Below are 19,551 nucleotides of genomic sequence, written 5' to 3'. Positions count from 1 at the left end.
AAAGGTGCTTTATGACCGCAGCCAATGTTTACCAACAACGCCCAACCACCGGGGCCAAGGCCGAGTCGTCGCTGCATCACGCCGACCTCGCCAGCCTGGTGGGCAAGGGTCGCAAAAGCGCCGGCGTGACCGTGCGTGAGAAAAAACTCCTCGGCCACCTGACCATCCGTGGCGATGGCCACGATGCCGCCTTCGCCGCGGGCGTGCACAAAGCCCTCGGCATCGAATTGCCGGCAGCGCTGACCGTCGTCGTCAAAGGTGAAACCAGCCTGCAATGGATGGGGCCGGATGAATGGTTGCTGATCGTGCCGACCGGTGAAGAATTCGCCGCCGAGCAGAAACTCCGTGAAGCGCTGGGTGACTTGCACATCGCAATCACCAACGTCAGCGGCGGCCAGCAGATCCTCGAACTGAGCGGCCCGAAGGTGCGCCAGGTGCTGATGAAATCCACCAGCTACGACGTGCACCCGAACAGCTTCCCGGTGGGCAAGGCCGTCGGCACGGTGTTCGCCAAGTCGCAACTGGTGATCCGTCATACCGCTGAAGACACCTGGGAACTGCTGATCCGCCGCAGCTTCTCGGATTACTGGTGGCTGTGGTTGCAGGATGCTTCGGCTGAGTACGGGCTTAGCGTTCAGGCTTGAAATTGCCTTCGCGGGCAAGCCTCGCTCCTAAATTTGGAATGCATTCCTCTGTAGGAGCGAGGCTTGCCCGCGAACAACCGCGAAGCGGTTGCCCATAACAACAGGAGTCACCGCACTATGAGCCGCGCCCCAGACACATGGATTCTGACCGCCGACTGCCCCAGCGTCCTCGGCACCGTGGACGCGGTGACCCGCTTTCTGTTCGAGCAGGGCTGCTACGTCACCGAACACCACTCCTTCGATGACCGGCTCTCGGGTCGTTTCTTCATTCGTGTGGAATTCCGCCAGCCCGATGGTTTCGACGAACAAGCGTTCCGCGCCGGACTTGAGGAGCGTGGCCAGGGCTTCGGCATGGTCTTCGAACTGACCGCGCCGAATTACCGGCCGAAAGTGGTGATCATGGTTTCCAAGGCCGATCACTGCCTCAACGACTTGCTCTACCGCCAGCGCATCGGCCAATTGTCGATGGACGTGGCCGCCGTGATCTCGAATCATCCGGACCTCAAACCGCTGGCCGACTGGCACCAGATTCCGTACTACCATTTTCCCCTGGACCCGAACGACAAACCGTCACAGGAGCGTCAGGTCTGGCAGGTGATTGAAGAGTCCGGTGCCGAACTGGTGATTCTCGCCCGCTACATGCAGGTGTTGTCGCCAGAGCTGTGCCGCAAACTTGATGGCAAGGCGATCAACATTCACCACTCCCTGCTGCCGGGCTTCAAGGGCGCCAAGCCGTATCACCAGGCCTACAACAAGGGCGTGAAACTGGTCGGCGCGACGGCGCACTACATCAACAACGACCTGGACGAAGGCCCGATCATCGCCCAGGGCGTGGAGGCCGTGGACCACAGTCATTACCCGGAAGACCTGATCGCCAAGGGGCGGGATATCGAAGGGCTGACCCTGGCGCGTGCCGTTGGATATCACATCGAACGACGGGTGTTTTTGAACGCCAATCGCACCGTCGTTCTTTAGATCGCCTTCGCGGGCAAGCCTCGCTCCTACAGGGGTGGGGCGGACGCGATAATGGGGCAACCCCAATCCTGTAGGAGCGAGGCTTGCCCGCGAAGAGGCCCTGACAGACAACGCAAAAAGACACAGGCAATAACCCGAGCAATCAACGCGCCGCCGATCCTGGGCGACGCGACCGCTACATAAAAACAACAGCGAGGTGAAAGCATGTCTGGCAATCGTGGTGTGGTGTATCTCGGCGCTGGCAAGGTCGAAGTACAGAATATCGAGTATCCGAAAATGCAGGACCCGCGTGGCAGGAAGATTAATCACGCTGTCATCCTGCGCGTAGTTTCCACCAACATCTGTGGTTCCGATCAGCACATGGTGCGCGGTCGTACCACCGCTCAAACCGGCCTGGTGCTGGGTCACGAGATCACCGGTGAAGTGATCGAGAAGGGCAGCGACGTCGAGAACCTGCAGATCGGCGATCTGGTGTCCGTACCGTTCAACGTGGCGTGCGGGCGCTGCCGTTCCTGCAAGGAAATGCACACGGGTGTCTGCCTCAGCGTTAACCCGGCGCGTCCAGGCGGTGCCTACGGTTACGTCGACATGGGCGACTGGACCGGCGGTCAGGCTGAATACGCGATGGTGCCGTACGCCGACTTCAACCTGCTGAAACTGCCGGACCGCGATCGCGCCATGGAAAAAATCCGTGACCTGACCTGCCTCTCCGACATCCTGCCCACCGGTTATCACGGCGCAGTGACTGCCGGCGTTGGCCCAGGCAGCACCGTGTACATCGCTGGCGCCGGCCCGGTCGGTCTGGCCGCCGCCGCTTCCGCTCGCCTGCTGGGCGCGGCAGTGGTGATCATCGGCGACGTCAACACCGTCCGCCTCGCACACGCCAAGGCCCAGGGTTTCGAAATCGCCGACCTGTCCCTGGACACCCCGCTGCACGAACAAATCGCTGCATTGCTGGGCGAACCGGAAGTGGATTGCGCCATCGACGCCGTAGGCTTCGAAGCGCGCGGCCACGGCCATGACGGCGTGAAACACGAAGCCCCGGCGACCGTGCTCAACTCGCTGATGGGCGTGGTTCGGGTGGCCGGCAAAATCGGTATCCCGGGCCTGTACGTGACTGAAGATCCAGGTGCTGTGGATGCCGCCGCGAAAATGGGCAGCCTGAGCATCCGCTTCGGTCTGGGCTGGGCTAAATCCCACAGCTTCCACACCGGCCAGACGCCAGTGATGAAGTACAACCGCCAGCTGATGCAGGCGATCATGTGGGACCGTATCAACATCGCCGAAGTGGTGGGCGTTCAGGTGATCAGCTTGGATCAGGCACCGCAGGGTTATGGCGAGTTTGATGCGGGCGTGCCGAAGAAGTTTGTGATTGATCCGCATAAGATGTTTAGTGCAGCGTAAGGACCAAAGATAGAAAAAATCGTTCACTCGCAAGGGTGAACGATTTTTATCTAAATATCAGCGAACCAAATCGCTTGACTAAGGCATGGATTCTAGGAAATGAAAATCAACCATTGAACTTAGACAGACACGAGTTTATCGGGGATAAAATTTTACCGGTTGATAGGAGAATGTGCGTCGTTCCTTTGTCCCGCGAGTATAAGGGTTTGTTTTGAATACTTTCATTCCCTTATAGCTGATGGAGCCGTCTGTTTGTTGACGAAGTGCGCTTGATTGGTCCTGAAGCATAAAGGTGACTCGATCTACTCCAGGATCCAGCGATACGGGATTTACAAATGCCTTTACTATGGTTTTCGTTATGTCAGAGAAACGCTGGGCGAAGGAGGCTGATCCGCCGTTTGCGGAGTAACACATTAAAAGGCGAATGGTTTTGTGTTTCTCTATATCTACTCCAGAGATGATAGCGGATTCATATAGTTGGTCCGGTGTAAGTGCCCCTTCCTTAGCAATGATTTTGTGATATCCGTTGATCGGCTTTTCAGTGCCGTGGCCTATGAAGTTGAGTCGTGTTTGTCCTTTGTAGTTGTCTATAAAGCTTGAAATTCCGTGGTTGAGCGATTTTATTTCTTTCATGTCTCCTGATAGCGTTTGAATGTTTTTTTTGGTTGTATTATTAAATCGCATTTTTAACAGGGGCAATTGATTAAATTTACCTCCCAGTAAGGCGTTTGATGAGTGACCGTTCATATCTGTTTCGTTAACTGGATCCCCCACGCAATACGCATACGCATTTAAGCCCCCTTCCCCAAACGGACTCCAACTGTCCGGACTGTTAAATCGCATCAACACCGGGTTAAACGCCCGATAGCCATTGCCTAACAAATAACAGCCGGTTACGGGATCGGGTCGTTCGCCATTGAAGCTGAGCAAGCTGAGCAACCCGTTCTGCGGATTACGATGGCCATAAGGCGTGTAGGCCAGAGGATTGCGCCGTGCCGCAGCGATTACGTTCACCACCGAACGCTGCTGATCAGTGACAAACAAGCGGGTTTCCAAGGTGCCGCTCTGACGTTGTTGCTGCGCCAGCAGTTGATCGTCGTGCTGCATGATCGAGCGCTGCTCGGCGCCTTGAATCTCGGTGGCCAGGCGATCATTCATGTAGAAGCGCTGGGTAACGGCCTGGGTCAACGGCGTGTTCGCGACCAGTCGATTAAGTGCGTCGTACTGGTAGCGACAGAGCAAGGTTTTGCTGTCGATCTGCATGGGTCTGATCTCCCTGAAGAGGCATCGATTCAGGGTTTGACTGTGGCGCAATCGAACAGGGTTGCCTACTAGCAGAACTGATAGGGTCGGATCTTGGTCACAACACGATCCGTAGCAGCTGGCGAAGCCTGCGTTCGGCTGCGTAGCAGTCGTAAAATCGGGGTTCGCGGTGTGTCGGGTAGACCGTGCATGTCGGGTTTACGACTGCTGCGTAGCCGAACGCAGCCTTCGGCAGCTGCTACAAAGGGTGCGTTTCATCTTCGGAGTCGGTCACAACGCCGCTAGTGCGCCTTGATACAACACAGGTCCGGTCGGTTGTCCGGTTGGCGAGCCGCCCTTCGGTTCAAGGCTGACCGCCAAGGCAATCGGCTTTCCGATGAGTGCTTTCTGCGCGTCGTTCAATTCAACTTTGCCTTTGCCTCCCGCCGGAATCACCCCGAGGGAAATCGGTTTGCCATCCGCCGGAATCGCCCACAACTCCAGGCTCTGTCCTGGCTCGACGGCGGCGAGGGTCAGCGGTTCGACGTTCAAATAATCCTCATGCGCTTCAACCTTCAGCGCAGGCTGCGCGTTTGCCGCCAGCAACGTGGCGCTGTATCGCGCACTGTCGCGGTTGTAGATAACACCCAACGTCACGGCGACTACCAGCGAGCAAACGGCTGCCGTCACCCGCATCCAGTTCCAGAACGGACGCCTTGCAGGCACATGCAGTACTTGCGGTTCGATCCGCGCGGTAATCCCTTGCCAGACGCTATCCGGCACCGGTTGTTCGGGTAACGCGTCGGTCAAGCTGGCGAGGTTTGCCTGCCATTGCGCAAGTTCCGAGCGCAACGCCGCGTCTTCCAGCAATAACTGTTCGAACCGTCGACGCGCGGCAGCCGGCATCAGGCCAATGGCGTAATCGGCGGCGAGGGCGCGGCGCAGGGTTGGGGTTTGATAGTTCATGATTCCAGGCACCTGCGCAGGCGTTCCATGCCGCGGCGGATCCAGGACTTCACCGAGCCTAGCGGCGCGGCCAGATGTTCGGCCAGTTCAGCACACGACAACCCTTGAAAGTACGCGACGGTAATCGATTGACGCTGCATGCCTTCGAGACTGTCCAGGCAACGATTCAAGGCGCTGGCGTCGCGGGCACTGCTCAATTGTTCGTGGGCCGATGGGCTGTCATCCACCAGCGCTTGCTCTTCGACATCGCTCAACGGCCGGTCGCGGTGTTTGCGCAACTGGTCGATGGCTTGATTACGCGTGATGTTGATCATCCAGGTCAGCGGCGCCGACAAATGTGCTTCGTAGCGCGAGGCGTTGTTCCAGATGCGCACGAAGCTTTCCTGCAGCACCTCTTCGGCCAGGTCGGGACGCCCCATGAAGCGCAGCGCTACGCCGTGCAAGCGCGGGCCGACGCTACGGTAAAGCGTCTCGAACGCGCGGCGATCGCCCAGTGAGCACTGGGCGAGAAGCTGCCTGAGTTGATCGGCGTCGGTGATGGGAATAGCGGTTCTCCAGGCAATCGAGACGGGTTACGTGCGGTGCCGGTGGCAGGCAGAGGTTAGTTCACGGCGTGGGGTTGTTCCATTCACGGGTGGACACCTCGCAAAACCGCCGACCCTGATGCGCAGGGTCGGCGGCACAGCTCAGCTTTTCGGCATCAGGACTTTGTCGATGACCTGAATCACACCGTTGGACTGGTAGACGTCGTAGGTGGTGATGTCGGCGACGTCACCTTTTTCATCCTTGATGGTGATGTTGTGCGGGCCGTTCATCATCGCCCAGAGCTTGCCGCCCGCTACGGTGGTCAGTTCGGTCTTGCCGCCACCGGCCTTGATCTTCTCGGCCAGGGTCATCATGTCGAGTTTGCCGGCGACCACGTGGTACGTGAGGAGCTTGGTCAGGGTCGCTTTGTTTTCCGGTTTGAGCAGGGTGTCGACGGTGCCGGCGGGCAGGGCGGTGAACGCCGAGTTGACCGGGGCGAACACGGTGAACGGGCCCTTGCCCTTGAGGGTGTCGACCAGGCCAGCCGCTTTCACGGCCGCCACCAGGGTGGTGTGGTCGGCGGAGTTCACAGCGTTATCGACGATGTCCTTGCTTGGCAGCATGCTTTGGCCGCCGACCGTGACACTGTCGTGGCCCATGCTGGCCGCTTGCACGGTGTTCAGGGCGAGTGCGCCGCCAAGGGCCAGGGTCAGCAGGCTGGCCATCAACGGTGTTTTGATCGAAGTGCGTTTCATGGTGATGATCCTGTGTGGGGAGAATCGGCCAGGAATGTCTGTCCGTGCTTGATATACGTAGCCGGGACCCGACTGGATGCAGCGCGGAAAATTCTTTTCTGTAGGAGCGAGCTCGCTCGCGATGGACCCGAGAGCGCGGCGTTGATTCAGGAAGTACGCGTTATCGTTGACGTCCATCGCGAGCAAGCTCGCGCCTACAGACGGTGGGAACAATGTGCGGGGTTACCAGTCCAACACACAGTTTTTCGCCGCTCATGGGTGGGCGGTATATGCCTTTAAGAGGTTGTCTCGATGAAGATTTCACGCGGTTTTGCACTGGCTTCGCTGATGAGTCTGGCCGCCAGCCCGGTCTTTGCTCAGTTCAACCTGAGCGATGCGGCCAATGCCCTCTCCGGCATGCAGGGCGATAACGCCGCCGCAGCGGCCGCGCCGACCTCGCAGACGGCCGGCCTGCTGAGTGCGCTGAGCCAATTGAACGTGACGCCGCAACAAGCCGTTGGCGGTACTGGCGCGATGCTGGGGTTGGCGAAGAATCAGTTGAGTTCGACCGACTACTCGGAACTGGCGAAAAGCGTACCGGGGATCGACACGTTGTCGGGCGGCGGTGAACTGGGCGCTCTCGCCGGCTTGCTTGGCTCGTCCGGTAAGTCCGCTGGTCTGGAAAACGCCTTGGGCACCGTGAAGAACGCCAACGACCTGAACAATGCCTTCAATGCGCTGGGCATGGACAGCGGCATGATCGGTCAGTTTGCCCCGGTGATTCTGCAATACCTCGGCCAGCAGGGCGTCGGCGGTTCGCTGCTGGAAAGCCTGGGCGGGATCTGGGGCGCCGGCACCGGTAGTTGATTCAGCGGCGCTCGGCGCGCAAGGCGTCGATGCGCTGGTCCTTTTCGATCCAGAGCTGGTTGACCCAGTTCTGGACGGTTTCGCGAAACACCGGGTCGTTCTCGTAATCGCCCTGCCACAGTGCCGGGTCGAGTTCGCGGGTCTTGATGTCGATGATGATCCTCGGCACGTTGCCGCTGAGCAAATCCCAGAACCCCGGAATTTTCTGCTGCGGATACACCACCGTCACATCAAGAATGGCGTCCAGCTGTTCGCCCATCGCCGCCAGCACAAACGCCACACCACCGGCCTTGGGCTTGAGCAGGTGGGTGAACGGTGACTGCTGCTGGACGCTTTTCGCCGCCGTGAACCGTGTGCCTTCCAGGTAATTGACCACCGTCACCGGTTGACGCTTGAACAGCTCGCAGGCTTCTTTGGTGATCTCCAGATCCTTGCCGGCAAGCTCCGGGTTTTTCGCCAGGAACGCCTTGGTGTAGCGCTTCATGAACGGGTAATCCAGCGCCCACCACGCCAGGCCCAGGAACGGTACCCAGATCAGTTCTTTCTTGAGGAAGAATTTGAAGAACGGCGTGCGTCGGTTCAGCGTCTGGATCAGCGCTGGAATGTCGACCCAGGACTGGTGGTTGCTGATCACCAGGTAAGAGGTGTCGCGGCGCAGGTCATCGCCACCACGAATGTCCCATTGGGTGGGAATGCACAGGCGGAAAATCAGCTTGTCGATTTCGGCCCAGGTCTCGGCGATCCACATCACCGCCCACGAAGCGTAATCCCGAAAACGTCCGGGAAGTACCAGTTTGAGCAGGGCAAACGCCATCAGCGGGCCGAACAGGACCAGGGTGTTGAGTAACAGCAGCAGGGTGACGAAACAGCCGGTGAGCAGGCGGCGCATAAGTAACTCTTGAAAGCGTTTGGGCGCGCAATGATAAGCAGCTTCGGGCAGCAGGCCAAATCGGTGGTGACGAATGTTTCACTTTCAAACCGTTAACCTCTCTACACCGATCGTTCCCACGCTCTGCGTGGGAATGCAGCCTGGGACACTCGGCGTCCCAAAAGCGTGACGCAGAGCGTCACAAGAGGCATTCCCACGCGGAGCGTGGGAACGATCATCCAAACAACGGTCTAAAATCCCGCTGCCCACTCTCCAAGGAAGCCCAATACGTGAAATCCCTCCTTGCACTGCTTTCCCTCGTGGCCCTGCCGGTCCTGGCCGCTGAGCCGACCCTGTACGGGCGCTACGAATACATTGCGCTGCCGGAAATCGGCGGCGAAGTCCTCAAGGCCAAAATGGACACCGGTGCCCTGACCGCGTCGCTGTCGGCCAAAGACATCGAAACCTTCACCCGCGACGGCGACGAGTGGGTACGCTTCCGCCTCGCCACCAAGGACGCGAGCAACAAGGTCTACGAACACAAGGTCGCGCGGATCAGCAAGATCAAGACCCGCTCCGAAGAAGACGAAGATGATGAGGAAAAGATCGCACCCACCAAGCGCCCGGTGGTCGATCTGGAACTGTGCCTGGGCAACGTCAAGCGCACGGTGGAGGTCAACCTGACTGACCGCAGCAGCTTCAACTATCCGTTGCTGATTGGTGCCAAGGCGTTGCGTGAGTTTGGTGCGGCGGTGAACCCGGCTCGGCGTTTCACCGCCGACAAACCGGACTGCTGATTGACGGGGTGTGAGGCTTGAGTCACCGTTCGCCCACCCAACTTCCGGGCTCGGACGCCATGCCTCATATCCTGATAGTCGAAGACGAAGCGGCGATTGCCGACACCCTGATTTTCGCCTTGCAGGGCGAGGGGTTCACCACCACGTGGCTGAGCCTTGGCGCGGCGGCGCTTGAGCATCAGCGGCAGACGCCGGCCGATTTGATCATTCTCGATATTGGCCTGCCGGACATCAGCGGCTTCGAAACCTGCAAGCAATTGCGCCGTTTCAGCGAAGTGCCGGTGATTTTTCTCAGCGCCCGCGATGCGGAAATCGACCGGGTGGTGGGGCTGGAGATCGGCGCCGACGACTACGTGGTCAAGCCGTTCAGCCCTCGGGAAGTGGCGGCGCGGGTCCGGGCGATTCTCAAACGCATGGCGCCGCGCGCGGTGGCTGACACCTCACCGACGCTGTTTCGTATCGACAGTGAGCGGGTGCAGATCAGCTATCGCAATCAGCCGTTGAGCCTGACCCGCCATGAATTCCGCCTGTTGCAATGCCTGCTGGAACAACCCGAACGGGTTTTCAGCCGCGAGCAATTGCTCGATGCGCTGGGCGTGGCCGCCGATGCGGGATACGAGCGCAGCATCGACAGCCACATCAAGAGCGTGCGCGCCAAATTGCGCCTGGTGAAGGCCGATGCCGAACCGATCCAGACCCATCGCGGCCTCGGTTACAGCTACAACCCGGGGCACAGCTGATGCCGTTGGGGATCCGGATTTTCCTGGTCTACGCGCTGTTTATCGGCCTGACCGGTTACTTCGTGCTCAACACCGTGATGGAAGAAATCCGCCCTGGCGTGCGCCAGTCCACCGAAGAGACGCTGGTCGACACCGCCAACCTGATGGCGGAGATCCTGCGCGATGATTTCAAGGCCGGCAGCCTCAACCAGAACCGCTGGCCCGAGCTGCTCAAGGCCTACGGTGAGCGGCAACCGGCGGCGAACATCTGGGGCTTGTCGAAGAATCAGGTCAATCACCGGATTTATGTCACCGACGCCAAGGGCATCGTCGTGCTGGACTCCAGCGGTGTCGCGGTGGGCCAGGATTACTCGCGCTGGAACGACGTTTACCTGACCTTGCGCGGTGAATACGGCGCCCGCTCCAGCCGCGGCAGTCCGGATGATCCGAGCTCCTCGGTGATGCACGTGGGCGCGCCGATTCGCGACAACGGTCAGATCATCGGCGTGGTCACCGTGGCCAAACCCAACAGCTCACTGCAGCCTTACGTGGACCGTACCGAACGACGCTTGCTGGCCTATGGCGCCGGGTTGATGGGGCTGGGTTTGTTGTTCGGTGCGCTGTTGTCCTGGTGGTTGAGCCGGGCGCTACGGCGATTGACGGCTTATGCGCAGGCGGTGAGTGAAGGCCGTCGGGTCGAGGTGCCGCATTATCGCGGCGGCGAATTGGAGCAACTGGCGACGGCGGTGGAGCAGATGCGCACGCAGCTTGAAGGCAAGGCTTACGTCGAGCGTTATGTGCACACCCTGACCCACGAATTGAAGAGCCCGCTGGCGGCGATTCGCGGTGCGGCGGAATTGCTCCAGGGTGAGATGCCGTTGGTTCAGCGGCAGCGTTTCGTCAGCAACATCGACAGCGAAAGTGCGCGGATGCAGCAGTTGATCGAGCGGTTGTTGAACCTGGCGCAGGTTGAGCAGCGGCAAGGGTTGGAGGAACGGGTGGCGGTACCGTTGGCTGCATTGGTGGACGAATTGTTGAGTGCTCAAACGGCGCGGATTGAAGGCAAACAATTGCGGATTGAACAGCGGATTGCGCCGGAATTGAACCTGCTCGGCGAGCCGTTTTTGTTGCGTCAGGCACTGGGTAATCTGCTGGAGAATGCGCTGGATTTCACCCCCGCTGAAGGCGTTCTGCGATTCAGCGCCGCCAAGGTCGGGGAGCACATCGAGTTCCGACTGTTCAACCAGGCCGAGGCGATTCCTGACTATGCGTTGCCGCGTTTGAGTGAACGTTTTTACTCACTGCCACGACCGGACAGTGGGCGGAAAAGTACGGGGCTTGGCCTTAATTTTGTCGAGGAAGTGGTCAAGTTGCATGGTGGGGTGATGAGCATTGGCAATGTTGAGGGCGGGGTGGAAGTTATATTGCGCCTGGCTTAGGACCGAGTTGCGGCATTCGCGAGCAAGCCCGCTCCCACATTTGACCGCATTCCCTTGTGAGAACACGGTTAAATGTGGGAGCGGGCTTGCTCGCGAAGGGGCCGGCCCAGTTTCCACACACTCTCCACATTCCCCCCATAAATCCCCCACGCACCCAATCCAGACTTTCCCCATCCAAACAGGGAGAGTCCCATGAACCGCAGCCTGACCCTAAAACTCGGGGCGATTGCCCTTTTGATTCTGTTGTTGCTGATCCCGCTCTTGATGATCAACGGCATCATCCTGGACCGCCAGCAACTGCGTGACGGTGTGCTTGAAGACATCGCCCGCAGTTCCAGTTACAGCCAACAACTGAGCGGGCCGCTGATGGTGGTGCCGTATCGCAAAGTCGTGCGCACCTGGAAGACCAACGAAAAAACCAACGTGCGTTATCAGGACGTCGGCGAAGAACGTGGCCGCTTGTATTTCCTGCCGGAACGCTTCGAACTCGATGGCCAGATCCAGACCGAGCTGCGTTCCCGGGGCATTTATCAGGCGCGGCTGTTCCACGCCGACAACCGCATCACCGGCCATTTTTCGCTGCCGGCGCAATTGGGCATCAAGGAAAATTTCACCGATTACCAGTTCGACCAGCCGTTCCTCGCTGTCGGCATCAGCGACATTCGTGGCATCGAGAACGCGCTGAAACTCGAACTCAACGGCCAGAATCTGGATTTCATTCCCGGCAGCCAAGTGGGTTGGTTGGGTGAAGGCGTACACGTGACACTGCCGGCCCTGGATGTGAAGCAAGCGACGGAACTGGCTTTCGCTTTCGACCTGCGCCTGCAAGGTACCGGGCAGTTGCAGATTCTGCCGGTGGGTAAAACCAGCAAGGTATCGCTGACGGCTAATTGGCCGCATCCGAGTTTCATCGGCAACTACCTGCCGGCCCAGCGCGACATCAGCGATCAGGGCTTCAGCGCGAATTGGCAGACTTCGTTTTTCTCCACCAACCTGCAAGAAGCGTTGAGCAGTTGCGTGTCCGGTGGCGGCTGCGAAGCGTTCAGCCGCCGTAGCTTCGGCGTGAGTTTCATCGACCCGGTGGACCAGTACCTGAAAAGCGACCGGGCGATCAAATATGCGCTGCTGTTCATCGTCCTGACCTTCGCCGGCTTCTTCCTCTTCGAAGTGCTCAAAAGCCTGGCCGTGCATCCGGTGCAATACGCCTTGGTCGGTGTGGCGTTGGCGTTCTTCTACCTGCTGTTGCTGTCGTTGTCCGAGCACATTGGATTCGCGTTGGCGTATCTGTTGTCGGCGAGTGGTTGTGTGTTGTTGATTGGCTTCTATGTCTGCCACGTGCTGCGCAGCGTGCGTCACGGCTTGAGTTTTTCGGCGGGGTTGGCGGCGTTGTATGGCTTGCTCTATGGCTTGTTGAGCGCCGAGGATTACGCGTTGTTGATGGGCTCGTTGCTGCTGTTCGGGTTGTTGGGCGTGTTTATGGTGCTGACACGCAAGCTGGATTGGTATGGGCTTGGGCAGAAAACCGCCAAGCCGCTGGAGTTTGATATCGGGGCGGTGGAATGAGCCGGTCGTTGGGGTTGCGCGAGGATCAGCGGGAAGGGGAAGTGTTGGCGACGCTGATTGTTGGGTTGTTTCCCGTTGATCCGGTGTGGTGCCATCGCGAGCAGGCTCGCTCCCACAAAGGATCTCCCGTGAACACAAGGTTTGTGTACGACATAGATCAAATGTGGGAGCGGGCTTGCTCGCGAAGAGGCCGGTAAAGGTAGCGAAGATCTAGAGCTTCGGCATCGTCGCCAACATCGAAGGCCGCTGACTCACCTCAAAATACCAGGCCGCCAATTGCGGATTCGCCCCGCGCCATTCCAGATCCGGGTGGCGCAAATCCAGGTAACCCAACGCACACGCGACACTGATCGCCGCCACGTCGAAATGGCTGGTCAGCTCGGCAATCGCGTCTTTTTCCAGCAGCGCCAGGGCACGGCGGATTTTGTCGCGCTGGCCGTCGAGCCACTCGTCCCAGTGTTTTTCCGGGGCGCGCAGGGCGACTTCGTAGCGGGTCAGCACTGCCGCGTCCATGATCCCGTCGGCCATCGAGGCCAGGGTCATGCGGCGCCAGCGGGCGGAGCCTTCGCGGGGGATCAGCGGGTTGCCGACGTGCTGGTGGTCGAGGTAATCGAGGATCACCCGGCTGTCGTGGATGACGCTGCCGTCGGCCAGGCGCAGGGCAGGGATCTTGCTCAGCGGGTTGTCGTCGATCAGGCTCAGGTCGGGGTCGACCGGCGTCAACACGCAGTTTTGCAGGGCCACGCGGTCTTGCTGACCGGTTTCGTGCAGCAGCACCATGACTTTGCGAACGAAGGGTGAGAGCGGGTTGTGGTAAAGGGTCATGCTCGGGGCGGACATGGCAACGTCTCGGTCGGTGGCGGTGTCGGCAGCATAGCGCGTTGGTCCGGTAGCTCAAGGGGCGGCTTTGCGGCAGAACCAACACAAACCCTGTAGGAGCGTAGGCGCGTAGGAGCTGTCGAGTGCAACGAGGCTGCGATCTTTTGATCTTTTGATCTTTTGATCTTTTGTATCCTGAAGAAAGGTCAAAAGATCGCAGCCTCGTTGCACTCGACAGCTCCTACGCGCCTACGCGCCTACGCGCCTACAAGGGTTAGTGGCGGTGCAGCAGGCCGCGCAGGGCGAGGGCGGCGGGGACGCCCAGGCCGAGCCAGCTCAAGGCATCCCACACGCCATCGCCCAGCAGCGCGGCGAACAACCCCGCGGCGCTGAGCAGGGCGATGACCGTGGGGGTAGCGAAGACCTTCCAGAAGTTCGACTGTCGTGGTCTCATGCCGCAATCTCCGCTTTTTCGTGCACGGGCTTCAAGGCTTTGCGCCGCACGATCCACAGGTAAACCCCGCTGCCGAGCACGATGATGGTCAGTACATCCAGGGTCGCCCAGAGGATTTTCATCGGCATGCCGCCGTAATCACCGAAGTGCAGAGGTTGCGACATGCCCATGGCGTCCATGTACCACGGGCGCTCGGCCACGGCGGTGACTTGCAGGGTGCTGGCGTCGATCAGTACCGGTGTCAGCAGGTGCGACGTCAGGTGCGTGCTGCCTTTCATGAACACCGCGTAGTGGTGCTCACTGGAAAACCGCGTACCGGGGAAGGCGATGAAGTCGGGCTGCATGCCCGGAGCGACTTCCTTGGCGATGTCGAGCAAACGGGTCGGCGGCGCCCGTTGCGTCAGCGGTGGCGCATCGCGATACGGCGCGATCATCACGCTCAAACTGTCGTTGCGCCACGCCGCGATCAACAGGTCGGCGCAGGCACTGATGACACCGGTCACGCCGACCACCAGGGCCCAGGTCAGGGTCACCACACCGATCAGGTTATGCAGGTCGAGCCAGCGCAGGCGGGTGGATTTGTCCTGGCGCACAGTAGCGAATTTCAACCGCCGCATGAACGGCAAATACAGCACCGTCCCGGAAATGATCGCCGCGACAAACATCAATCCCATGAACGCCAGCAGCAATTTGCCCGGCAGACCGGCGAACATGTCCACGTGCAGGCGCAGCATGACCATCATGAAACCGCCGTTGGCCGACGGCATCTCCAGCGCCTCGCCGGTACGGGCGTCGAGCATGAAGGTGTGGGACGAATTCGGTTCGGTGCCGGCGGTGGCCGCCATGATGGTGAGCGCGGCGTTGGGCTCGTCTTCGTCGAAACCGAAATACTGCAAGACTTCGCCGGGACGATGTTTTTCAGCCGCCTGCACCAATTGCTGCAAATTCAGCTGCGGGGTGTCCGCCGGCATCGGCTTCAACTCGGCGGCATCGCCCAGCAGATGGTCGATCTCGTGATGGAAGATCAACGGCAGGCCGGTCAGTGCCAGCATCAGCAAAAACACCGTGCAGATCAGGCTGGTCCAGGTGTGGACAAAGGACCAGCGGCGAATTGTTTTACTTTTCATTTCCAGACCTTCAGAAATACCAAAGCCGCCCTTGAAGGACGGCCTGGGTATTGAGCGTGTCAGATCAAGCGATTACCACTTGTACGTGGCACTGGCGACGACACTGCGTTGGTCGCCGTAGTAGCAATAGAAGCTGTCGCAAGTGGAGATGTAATCCTTGTCGAACAGGTTGGTCGCGTTCAGTGCCAGCGAAGCGCCTTTCAGGCTGTTGTCCAGGCGGCCGAGATCGTAATGGACTGCCGCGTCGAACACCGTGTAGGCGTTCGCCTTGCCGAGAAAGGTGTTGCCCTGGTCGCCGTAAGTGTTGCCGGTATAACGCGCGCCGCCGCCGATGCCGAAACCGTCGAGCACGCCGTTGTGCCAGGTGTAATCCGTCCACAGCGACGCCTGTTGGTTAGGCATCAGTTGCAAGCGATTGCCTTTGAAGTCGCCTTTTTGCACTTCGGACTTGGCCAAGGTGTAAGCGGCGATGACCTTGAGGTTCTCGGTCACGTCGGAAACCGCTTCCAGTTCCAGGCCTTTGACTTTCACTTCACCGGTCTGGCTGGTGATCGAAACGTTGTCCGAGTTGGTGGTGGTGACAGAGACGTTTTTCTGCGTCAGGTTATAAACCGCAGCGCTCAGCAGCGTGTTGCTGCCGGGCGGTTGGTACTTGATGCCCAGTTCCCACTGCTTGCCTTCAGTCGGCTTGAGCGAATCGGTCGGCGAAGCCGTGGCATTGCTGGTGGGCTGGAACGACTCGGCGTACGACAGGTACGGCACGATGCCGTTGTCGAACACGTAGCTGATGGCCGCGTTGCCGCTGAAGTTCTTGTCCCGTTCGGTGTTGGTGGCGTCGCCCTTGTTGAAGAACTTGGTGCCGGTATGAACCCAATCCTCACGACCACCCAAGGTCAGGCGCCATTGGTCGAGGGCCATCTGGTCCTGGATGTACAGACCGGTCTGGTAGGTCTTCTGATCGTAGTCGTAGAACGCATCGGAGCGTGGCGGACGAACGATCGGCTGGCCATAAATCGGATTGTTGACGTTGGTGCTCAGGCCGTCGCCAAAGATCGAGGTGTAGTTGGTGTTGCTGCGCTGGTGATCGAGGCCGATCAACAGCGTGTGATGGATGTCGCCGGTGGCAAAATCGCCCTGGAAGTTGTTGTCCACGGCGAATTGGCTGATGTCTTTTGTCAACACTGGTGCTCGAACGACCGACGTTGCCCTCGGCATCGACCTGAGTGAACGGATAGGCGCCCGGTGTGAGGCCCTGGAACGACAGGTCCGACTTGGTGTAGCGCAGATTCTGCTTGAACTGCCAGACATCGTTGAGACGATGTTCGAAGGCATAGCCCAGCGCGTAGTAGGTGCGATCGTAGTATTCCCAGTCCGGGTCGCCCAGGTTCTTGTGGTGGGAGATCTTGCCGAGCGGCGAATGGATCCGGGTGCCTTGCACCGGCAGGAACTGGCTGGTGATGCCGGTATCGTCGCGGGTGAACTGGGTGAGCAGGGTAAACCTGGTGTCTTCGTCGATGTTCCAGGTCAGGCTCGGCGCGATGTTGTAGCGCTTGTTGTCGACGTGATCGATCTGCGTGCCGCTGTCGCGCACCACTCCGCTCAAGCCATAGAGGAACTGGCCTTCATCGTCGATCTTGCCAGTGCTGGCGAAGTTGATCTGGCGGTGATTGTCGCTGCCGTATTGCACCTGGATTTCGTTGCTGGATTCAGCGCTGGGACGGCGACTGACCATGTCCAGCAAACCGCCCGGCGGGGTCTGGCCGTAAATCGAGGACGCCGGGCCGCGCAGCAGGGCGAGGCGGTCGAGGTTCCAGGTTTCCTGCTTCGGGTTGGCGTACACGCCTTTCGGCAGTGGCAGGCCATCGAGGAACTGGGTCGGTTCGAAACCCCGCACGCGCAACCAGTCGGCGCGGGTGTCGCTGCCGTAGCTGCTGGCGGTGATGCCGGGCATGTAGCGCACGGCGTCGTCGAGGCTGTGCACGCTGCGATCATCCATCTGTTCGCGCGTGGCGACGGAGATCGAACGCGGGACTTCAACCAGCGCGGTGTCGGTCTTGGTGCCGGCGGCGGTGCGCTTGGCCAAATAACCTTCCACCGGGCCCCAGGCGTTTTCGGTGTTTTCGACGCCGATCACGCTGGTCACCGGCAGGGCCATCACGCCCTCGGGCACGGCCACCAGGCTGAAGGTGCCGGCGCTGCTTTGTTCCAGTTGCAGACCGGTGCCGCGCAAGGCTTCGCGCAGGGCGCCGGCAGCGTCGAACTGGCCGTTGACCGGGGCCGAGGTTTTGCCTGCTGCCAGCGCCGGATTCAGCGACAGCGCGAGGCCGGCCTGGCTGGCGATCTGGTTCAAGGTGCTGGCCAATGGCGCAGCCGGCAAGTTGTAGGCGCGAACGCTGGACGCCTGTTCAGCGGCCATCAGCTGACTGCTGGCCAGAGGGGCGCAAAAGGCAATGGCAACCGCCAGCAAACTGGGGCGCAACAAGGTTTCTAGCGAACGGGACATACAGCGGCTCCTGAATGGAAATATTTCTCAATTGCCTAGGTGCCGGACGAGAATTAAAAAGTGATAGGGCTGGATGAAAATAATTTCGATTCAGTAATTGCGGTGGGGCTGAAGGCCTCTTCGCGGGCAAGCCTCGCTCCTACAGGTTTTGTATCGTTCAAACAACGACTCAACCTGTAGGAGCGAGGCTTGCCCGCGAAGGCGTCACACCAGGCACAACGATGGTCAGGGCTTCGCCGCCACCGTTACCCACCACTGCGTATGCTGTTCAATCTGCACCGGCAGCGTCGGCAGCAGCGCGCTCAGCGCCTTGTCGGTGTCATGCAGCGGGAAGCTGCCGGTGATTCGCAGGTCGGCAATTTCCGGTGCAACCCCCAGATGCCCGCGACGATAGCGGCCAAGTTCATGCACCAGATCCTCCAGTCGCGCGTTATCCACCACCAACATGCCGCGAGTCCAGGCATCGGCGCCGGGGTTGAGCGCGATGATCGGCCCGAGGCCGTTGCTGCGCAGCAACACTTGCTGGCCCTCGCGCAGAATCTGTTCCTCCGGGCTCGACTCGGGGTGAGCCGCCACGGCGGATTGCAACACGCTCAGGCGCGTCCCTTCTTCTTCGCGCTTGACCAGGAACCGCGTGCCCAGTGCGCGCATGCTGCCTTCGCGGGTTTCGACGATAAAGGGACGGGCATCGCCATGGCCGGTTTCGACGAGGATTTCCCCTTCCTGAAGAATGATCAGCCGCTGCTTCTCATCGAAACGCACGTCCACCGCACTGTGGGTGTTGAGGTTGACCAGCGTGCCATCGCTCAGGCGCAGGGTGCGTTGCTCGCCGGTGGCGGTGCGCTGGTCGGCCAGCCAATAGTCGATTGGCAAGTAACGATCACCGGCGAACAGCGCCAGGCCGATCACCGCGACAATACTGGCCACGCCGCTGCCGAGTGTGCGCACCCGCCTGCGGATGCTTTCACGCGATTGCAGCAACGCCGTGCGGGCCGGGCCGCTGGCGACGCTGAAACGCTGGTCGAGCATGCCCAACTGACGCCAGGCGCGGGCATGTTCTTCGTGGGCGGCGTGCCATTTGGCGAACTCTTCGCGTTCCACCGGATTGCCGGAATCCAGGGACAATTGCCAGGCAATCGCCGCATCCAGCACCTGCGCCGAGACCGGTTTGGAACTGACCGGGTTCATACCGGCTCACCGTACAGCGCGATGTAGCACTGGCGAATGCCTTGGGCCAGGTATTGGCGCACGCGTGGCACCGATACACCCAGGCGCTGGGCGATTTCCGCGTGGCCGAGGCCGTCGAGTCGGTTATAGAGAAACGCCGCCCGGGCCTTGCTCGAGAGCTTGCCGAGCAGGCGGTCGATGGCCTTGAGGTCTTCGAGGATCATTTGCTGCTCTTCCACCGACGGTTGCTCGCCGGCGGGAATCAGCATCAGTTCGGTGAGGTAGGCCTGTTCCAGCGCGGCGCGGCGGAAATAGTCGAACAATAAGCCTTTGGCAATCGCCACCAGAAACGCCCGCGGTTCGCGAGGCTCCTTCAGTTCATCGCGGCCCAGCAAGCGCACGAAGGTGTCCTGGCTCAGGTCTTCGGCCCGTTGCGGACAGGCGACATTGCGTCGAAGCCAGGCCAATAGCCAACCGCGATGGTCGCGATATAGCGTACCGACGAGCTCACTGTGGGGGCTTTGGACTGACGACACGCAGCATCACCGATTGGGAAGTGTTAACTAACGAGAATTGTTCGCGATTGTGGCAGAGGCGGGGGAGGTAAGCAATTAACGCTGGTCGGGTGGATTTAACGGTGTGTCTTCGATTGGACAGCGTCATCGTTCTTCGCGGGCAAGCCTCGCTCCTACAGGTTTTGTATCGTCCAAACAACGACTCAACCCTGTAGGAGCGAGG

The 19,551-nt window shown here is 59.9% G+C and carries 18 protein-coding genes and 1 pseudogene; 8 read left to right on the top strand and 11 right to left on the bottom strand.

The window, feature by feature from the left end:
• Positions 1-11: 11 nt before the first annotated feature.
• The 3 genes from ACIPL2_RS06170 to fdhA all read left to right on the top strand — a co-directional run bounded on the left by ACIPL2_RS06170 (position 12) and on the right by fdhA (position 3,023).
• The gene (locus tag ACIPL2_RS06170) at positions 12-644 is read left to right on the top strand and encodes a sarcosine oxidase subunit gamma (protein WP_401353970.1); all 633 of its coding nucleotides are present in this window, start codon (positions 12-14) and stop codon (positions 642-644) included.
• Positions 645-761: 117 nt separating this feature from the next.
• Complete coding sequence (gene purU, locus ACIPL2_RS06165) at positions 762-1,619, top strand: formyltetrahydrofolate deformylase (RefSeq protein WP_401353968.1); 858 nt, start codon at positions 762-764, stop codon at positions 1,617-1,619.
• Between the two features lie 204 nt (positions 1,620-1,823).
• A complete protein-coding gene (fdhA, locus tag ACIPL2_RS06160; RefSeq protein ID WP_401353965.1) occupies positions 1,824-3,023 on the top strand; it encodes a formaldehyde dehydrogenase, glutathione-independent in 1,200 nt (399 codons plus the stop codon).
• Positions 3,024-3,158: 135 nt separating this feature from the next.
• Here the strand turns inward: fdhA and ACIPL2_RS06155 are convergent, their stop codons facing one another.
• The 4 genes from ACIPL2_RS06155 to ACIPL2_RS06140 all read right to left on the bottom strand — a co-directional run bounded on the left by ACIPL2_RS06155 (position 3,159) and on the right by ACIPL2_RS06140 (position 6,511).
• Positions 3,159-4,286 (bottom strand): RHS repeat-associated core domain-containing protein, encoded by a 1,128-nt coding sequence (locus ACIPL2_RS06155; RefSeq protein WP_401353963.1) that lies wholly within the window; start codon positions 4,284-4,286, stop codon positions 3,159-3,161.
• Between the two features lie 270 nt (positions 4,287-4,556).
• Entirely contained in the window at positions 4,557-5,231 is a 675-nt protein-coding gene (locus tag ACIPL2_RS06150) for an anti-sigma factor domain-containing protein (protein ID WP_401353960.1), read from the bottom strand.
• Positions 5,228-5,794 carry a sigma-70 family RNA polymerase sigma factor gene (locus ACIPL2_RS06145; RefSeq protein ID WP_401354289.1) on the bottom strand — a complete coding sequence of 189 codons (567 nt, stop codon included), beginning with the start codon at positions 5,792-5,794 and terminating at the stop codon, positions 5,228-5,230. Before ACIPL2_RS06145 ends, ACIPL2_RS06150 begins: the two co-directional genes overlap by 4 nt.
• 123 nt (positions 5,795-5,917) lie before the next feature.
• Positions 5,918-6,511, bottom strand: coding sequence for a fasciclin domain-containing protein (locus ACIPL2_RS06140; RefSeq protein WP_401353958.1), 594 nt, complete (start codon positions 6,509-6,511; stop codon positions 5,918-5,920).
• Between the two features lie 291 nt (positions 6,512-6,802).
• Here ACIPL2_RS06140 and ACIPL2_RS06135 point away from each other — a divergent pair, with 291 nt between their 5' ends.
• Positions 6,803-7,357, top strand: coding sequence for a DUF2780 domain-containing protein (locus ACIPL2_RS06135; RefSeq protein WP_401353955.1), 555 nt, complete (start codon positions 6,803-6,805; stop codon positions 7,355-7,357).
• A gap of 1 nt (position 7,358) precedes the next feature.
• Here ACIPL2_RS06135 and ACIPL2_RS06130 read toward each other — a convergent pair whose 3' ends face one another.
• Entirely contained in the window at positions 7,359-8,246 is an 888-nt protein-coding gene (locus tag ACIPL2_RS06130) for an acyltransferase (protein WP_401353953.1), read from the bottom strand.
• A 269-nt stretch (positions 8,247-8,515) separates the two neighbouring features.
• On the opposite strand from ACIPL2_RS06130, the gene ACIPL2_RS06125 reads away from it, so the two are divergent.
• The 4 genes from ACIPL2_RS06125 (at position 8,516) to creD (ending at position 12,743) form a co-directional block, all read left to right on the top strand.
• Positions 8,516-9,022, top strand: a complete 507-nt coding sequence (locus tag ACIPL2_RS06125; protein ID WP_059407439.1) for an ATP-dependent zinc protease — start codon at positions 8,516-8,518, stop codon at positions 9,020-9,022.
• A gap of 59 nt (positions 9,023-9,081) precedes the next feature.
• On the top strand, positions 9,082-9,762 hold the full coding sequence (creB, locus tag ACIPL2_RS06120; protein WP_401353950.1) for a two-component system response regulator CreB: 681 nt from the start codon (positions 9,082-9,084) through the stop codon (positions 9,760-9,762).
• Positions 9,762-11,180, top strand: a complete 1,419-nt coding sequence (gene creC, locus ACIPL2_RS06115) for a two-component system sensor histidine kinase CreC (protein ID WP_401353948.1) — start codon at positions 9,762-9,764, stop codon at positions 11,178-11,180. Before creB ends, creC begins: the two co-directional genes overlap by 1 nt.
• A 192-nt stretch (positions 11,181-11,372) precedes the next feature.
• Positions 11,373-12,743: a cell envelope integrity protein CreD gene (creD, locus tag ACIPL2_RS06110; RefSeq protein ID WP_401353946.1), complete on the top strand. Its 1,371-nt coding sequence runs from the start codon at positions 11,373-11,375 to the stop codon at positions 12,741-12,743.
• A gap of 210 nt (positions 12,744-12,953) precedes the next feature.
• Here the strand turns inward: creD and ACIPL2_RS06105 are convergent, their stop codons facing one another.
• From ACIPL2_RS06105 to ACIPL2_RS06080, 6 genes and pseudogenes are all read right to left on the bottom strand, one after another.
• Positions 12,954-13,583, bottom strand: a complete 630-nt coding sequence (locus tag ACIPL2_RS06105) for a glutathione S-transferase (RefSeq protein ID WP_401353944.1) — start codon at positions 13,581-13,583, stop codon at positions 12,954-12,956.
• A gap of 253 nt (positions 13,584-13,836) precedes the next feature.
• Positions 13,837-14,016 (bottom strand): hypothetical protein, encoded by a 180-nt coding sequence (locus ACIPL2_RS06100; protein WP_401353942.1) that lies wholly within the window; start codon positions 14,014-14,016, stop codon positions 13,837-13,839.
• The gene (locus ACIPL2_RS06095; RefSeq protein WP_401353940.1) at positions 14,013-15,143 is read right to left on the bottom strand and encodes a PepSY-associated TM helix domain-containing protein; all 1,131 of its coding nucleotides are present in this window, start codon (positions 15,141-15,143) and stop codon (positions 14,013-14,015) included. Before ACIPL2_RS06095 ends, ACIPL2_RS06100 begins: the two co-directional genes overlap by 4 nt.
• A 72-nt stretch (positions 15,144-15,215) precedes the next feature.
• A pseudogene (locus ACIPL2_RS06090) lies at positions 15,216-17,646 on the bottom strand (TonB-dependent siderophore receptor).
• Positions 17,647-17,871: 225 nt separating this feature from the next.
• Entirely contained in the window at positions 17,872-18,834 is a 963-nt protein-coding gene (locus ACIPL2_RS06085; RefSeq protein WP_401353938.1) for a FecR domain-containing protein, read from the bottom strand.
• Positions 18,831-19,349 (bottom strand): RNA polymerase sigma factor, encoded by a 519-nt coding sequence (locus tag ACIPL2_RS06080; protein ID WP_401353936.1) that lies wholly within the window; start codon positions 19,347-19,349, stop codon positions 18,831-18,833. Before ACIPL2_RS06080 ends, ACIPL2_RS06085 begins: the two co-directional genes overlap by 4 nt.
• Positions 19,350-19,551: the final 202 nt, after the last annotated feature.

Origin of the sequence: Pseudomonas sp. NPDC086251, from assembly GCF_044746405.1 — a bacterium.
Taxonomy (GTDB): Bacteria; Pseudomonadota; Gammaproteobacteria; order Pseudomonadales; family Pseudomonadaceae; genus Aquipseudomonas.
The sequence above is the reverse complement of the archived record's forward strand: the minus strand, read 5'-3'. Positions and strand labels throughout refer to the sequence as shown.

What these genes read in the sequence shown, in the direction of transcription:
- ACIPL2_RS06085 (WP_401353938.1), bottom strand. Translation starts at nt 18,834, where the DNA reads ATGAACCCGGTCAGTTCCAAACCGGTCTCGGCGCAGGTGCTGGATGCG.
- creC (WP_401353948.1), top strand. Translation starts at nt 9,762, where the DNA reads ATGCCGTTGGGGATCCGGATTTTCCTGGTCTACGCGCTGTTTATCGGC.
- ACIPL2_RS06170 (WP_401353970.1), top strand. Translation starts at nt 12, where the DNA reads ATGACCGCAGCCAATGTTTACCAACAACGCCCAACCACCGGGGCCAAG.
- ACIPL2_RS06155 (WP_401353963.1), bottom strand. Translation starts at nt 4,286, where the DNA reads ATGCAGATCGACAGCAAAACCTTGCTCTGTCGCTACCAGTACGACGCA.
- creB (WP_401353950.1), top strand. Translation starts at nt 9,082, where the DNA reads ATGCCTCATATCCTGATAGTCGAAGACGAAGCGGCGATTGCCGACACC.
- ACIPL2_RS06140 (WP_401353958.1), bottom strand. Translation starts at nt 6,511, where the DNA reads ATGAAACGCACTTCGATCAAAACACCGTTGATGGCCAGCCTGCTGACC.
- fdhA (WP_401353965.1), top strand. Translation starts at nt 1,824, where the DNA reads ATGTCTGGCAATCGTGGTGTGGTGTATCTCGGCGCTGGCAAGGTCGAA.
- purU (WP_401353968.1), top strand. Translation starts at nt 762, where the DNA reads ATGAGCCGCGCCCCAGACACATGGATTCTGACCGCCGACTGCCCCAGC.
- ACIPL2_RS06130 (WP_401353953.1), bottom strand. Translation starts at nt 8,246, where the DNA reads ATGCGCCGCCTGCTCACCGGCTGTTTCGTCACCCTGCTGCTGTTACTC.
- ACIPL2_RS06150 (WP_401353960.1), bottom strand. Translation starts at nt 5,231, where the DNA reads ATGAACTATCAAACCCCAACCCTGCGCCGCGCCCTCGCCGCCGATTAC.
- ACIPL2_RS06095 (WP_401353940.1), bottom strand. Translation starts at nt 15,143, where the DNA reads ATGAAAAGTAAAACAATTCGCCGCTGGTCCTTTGTCCACACCTGGACC.
- ACIPL2_RS06135 (WP_401353955.1), top strand. Translation starts at nt 6,803, where the DNA reads ATGAAGATTTCACGCGGTTTTGCACTGGCTTCGCTGATGAGTCTGGCC.
- ACIPL2_RS06100 (WP_401353942.1), bottom strand. Translation starts at nt 14,016, where the DNA reads ATGAGACCACGACAGTCGAACTTCTGGAAGGTCTTCGCTACCCCCACG.
- creD (WP_401353946.1), top strand. Translation starts at nt 11,373, where the DNA reads ATGAACCGCAGCCTGACCCTAAAACTCGGGGCGATTGCCCTTTTGATT.
- ACIPL2_RS06105 (WP_401353944.1), bottom strand. Translation starts at nt 13,583, where the DNA reads ATGTCCGCCCCGAGCATGACCCTTTACCACAACCCGCTCTCACCCTTC.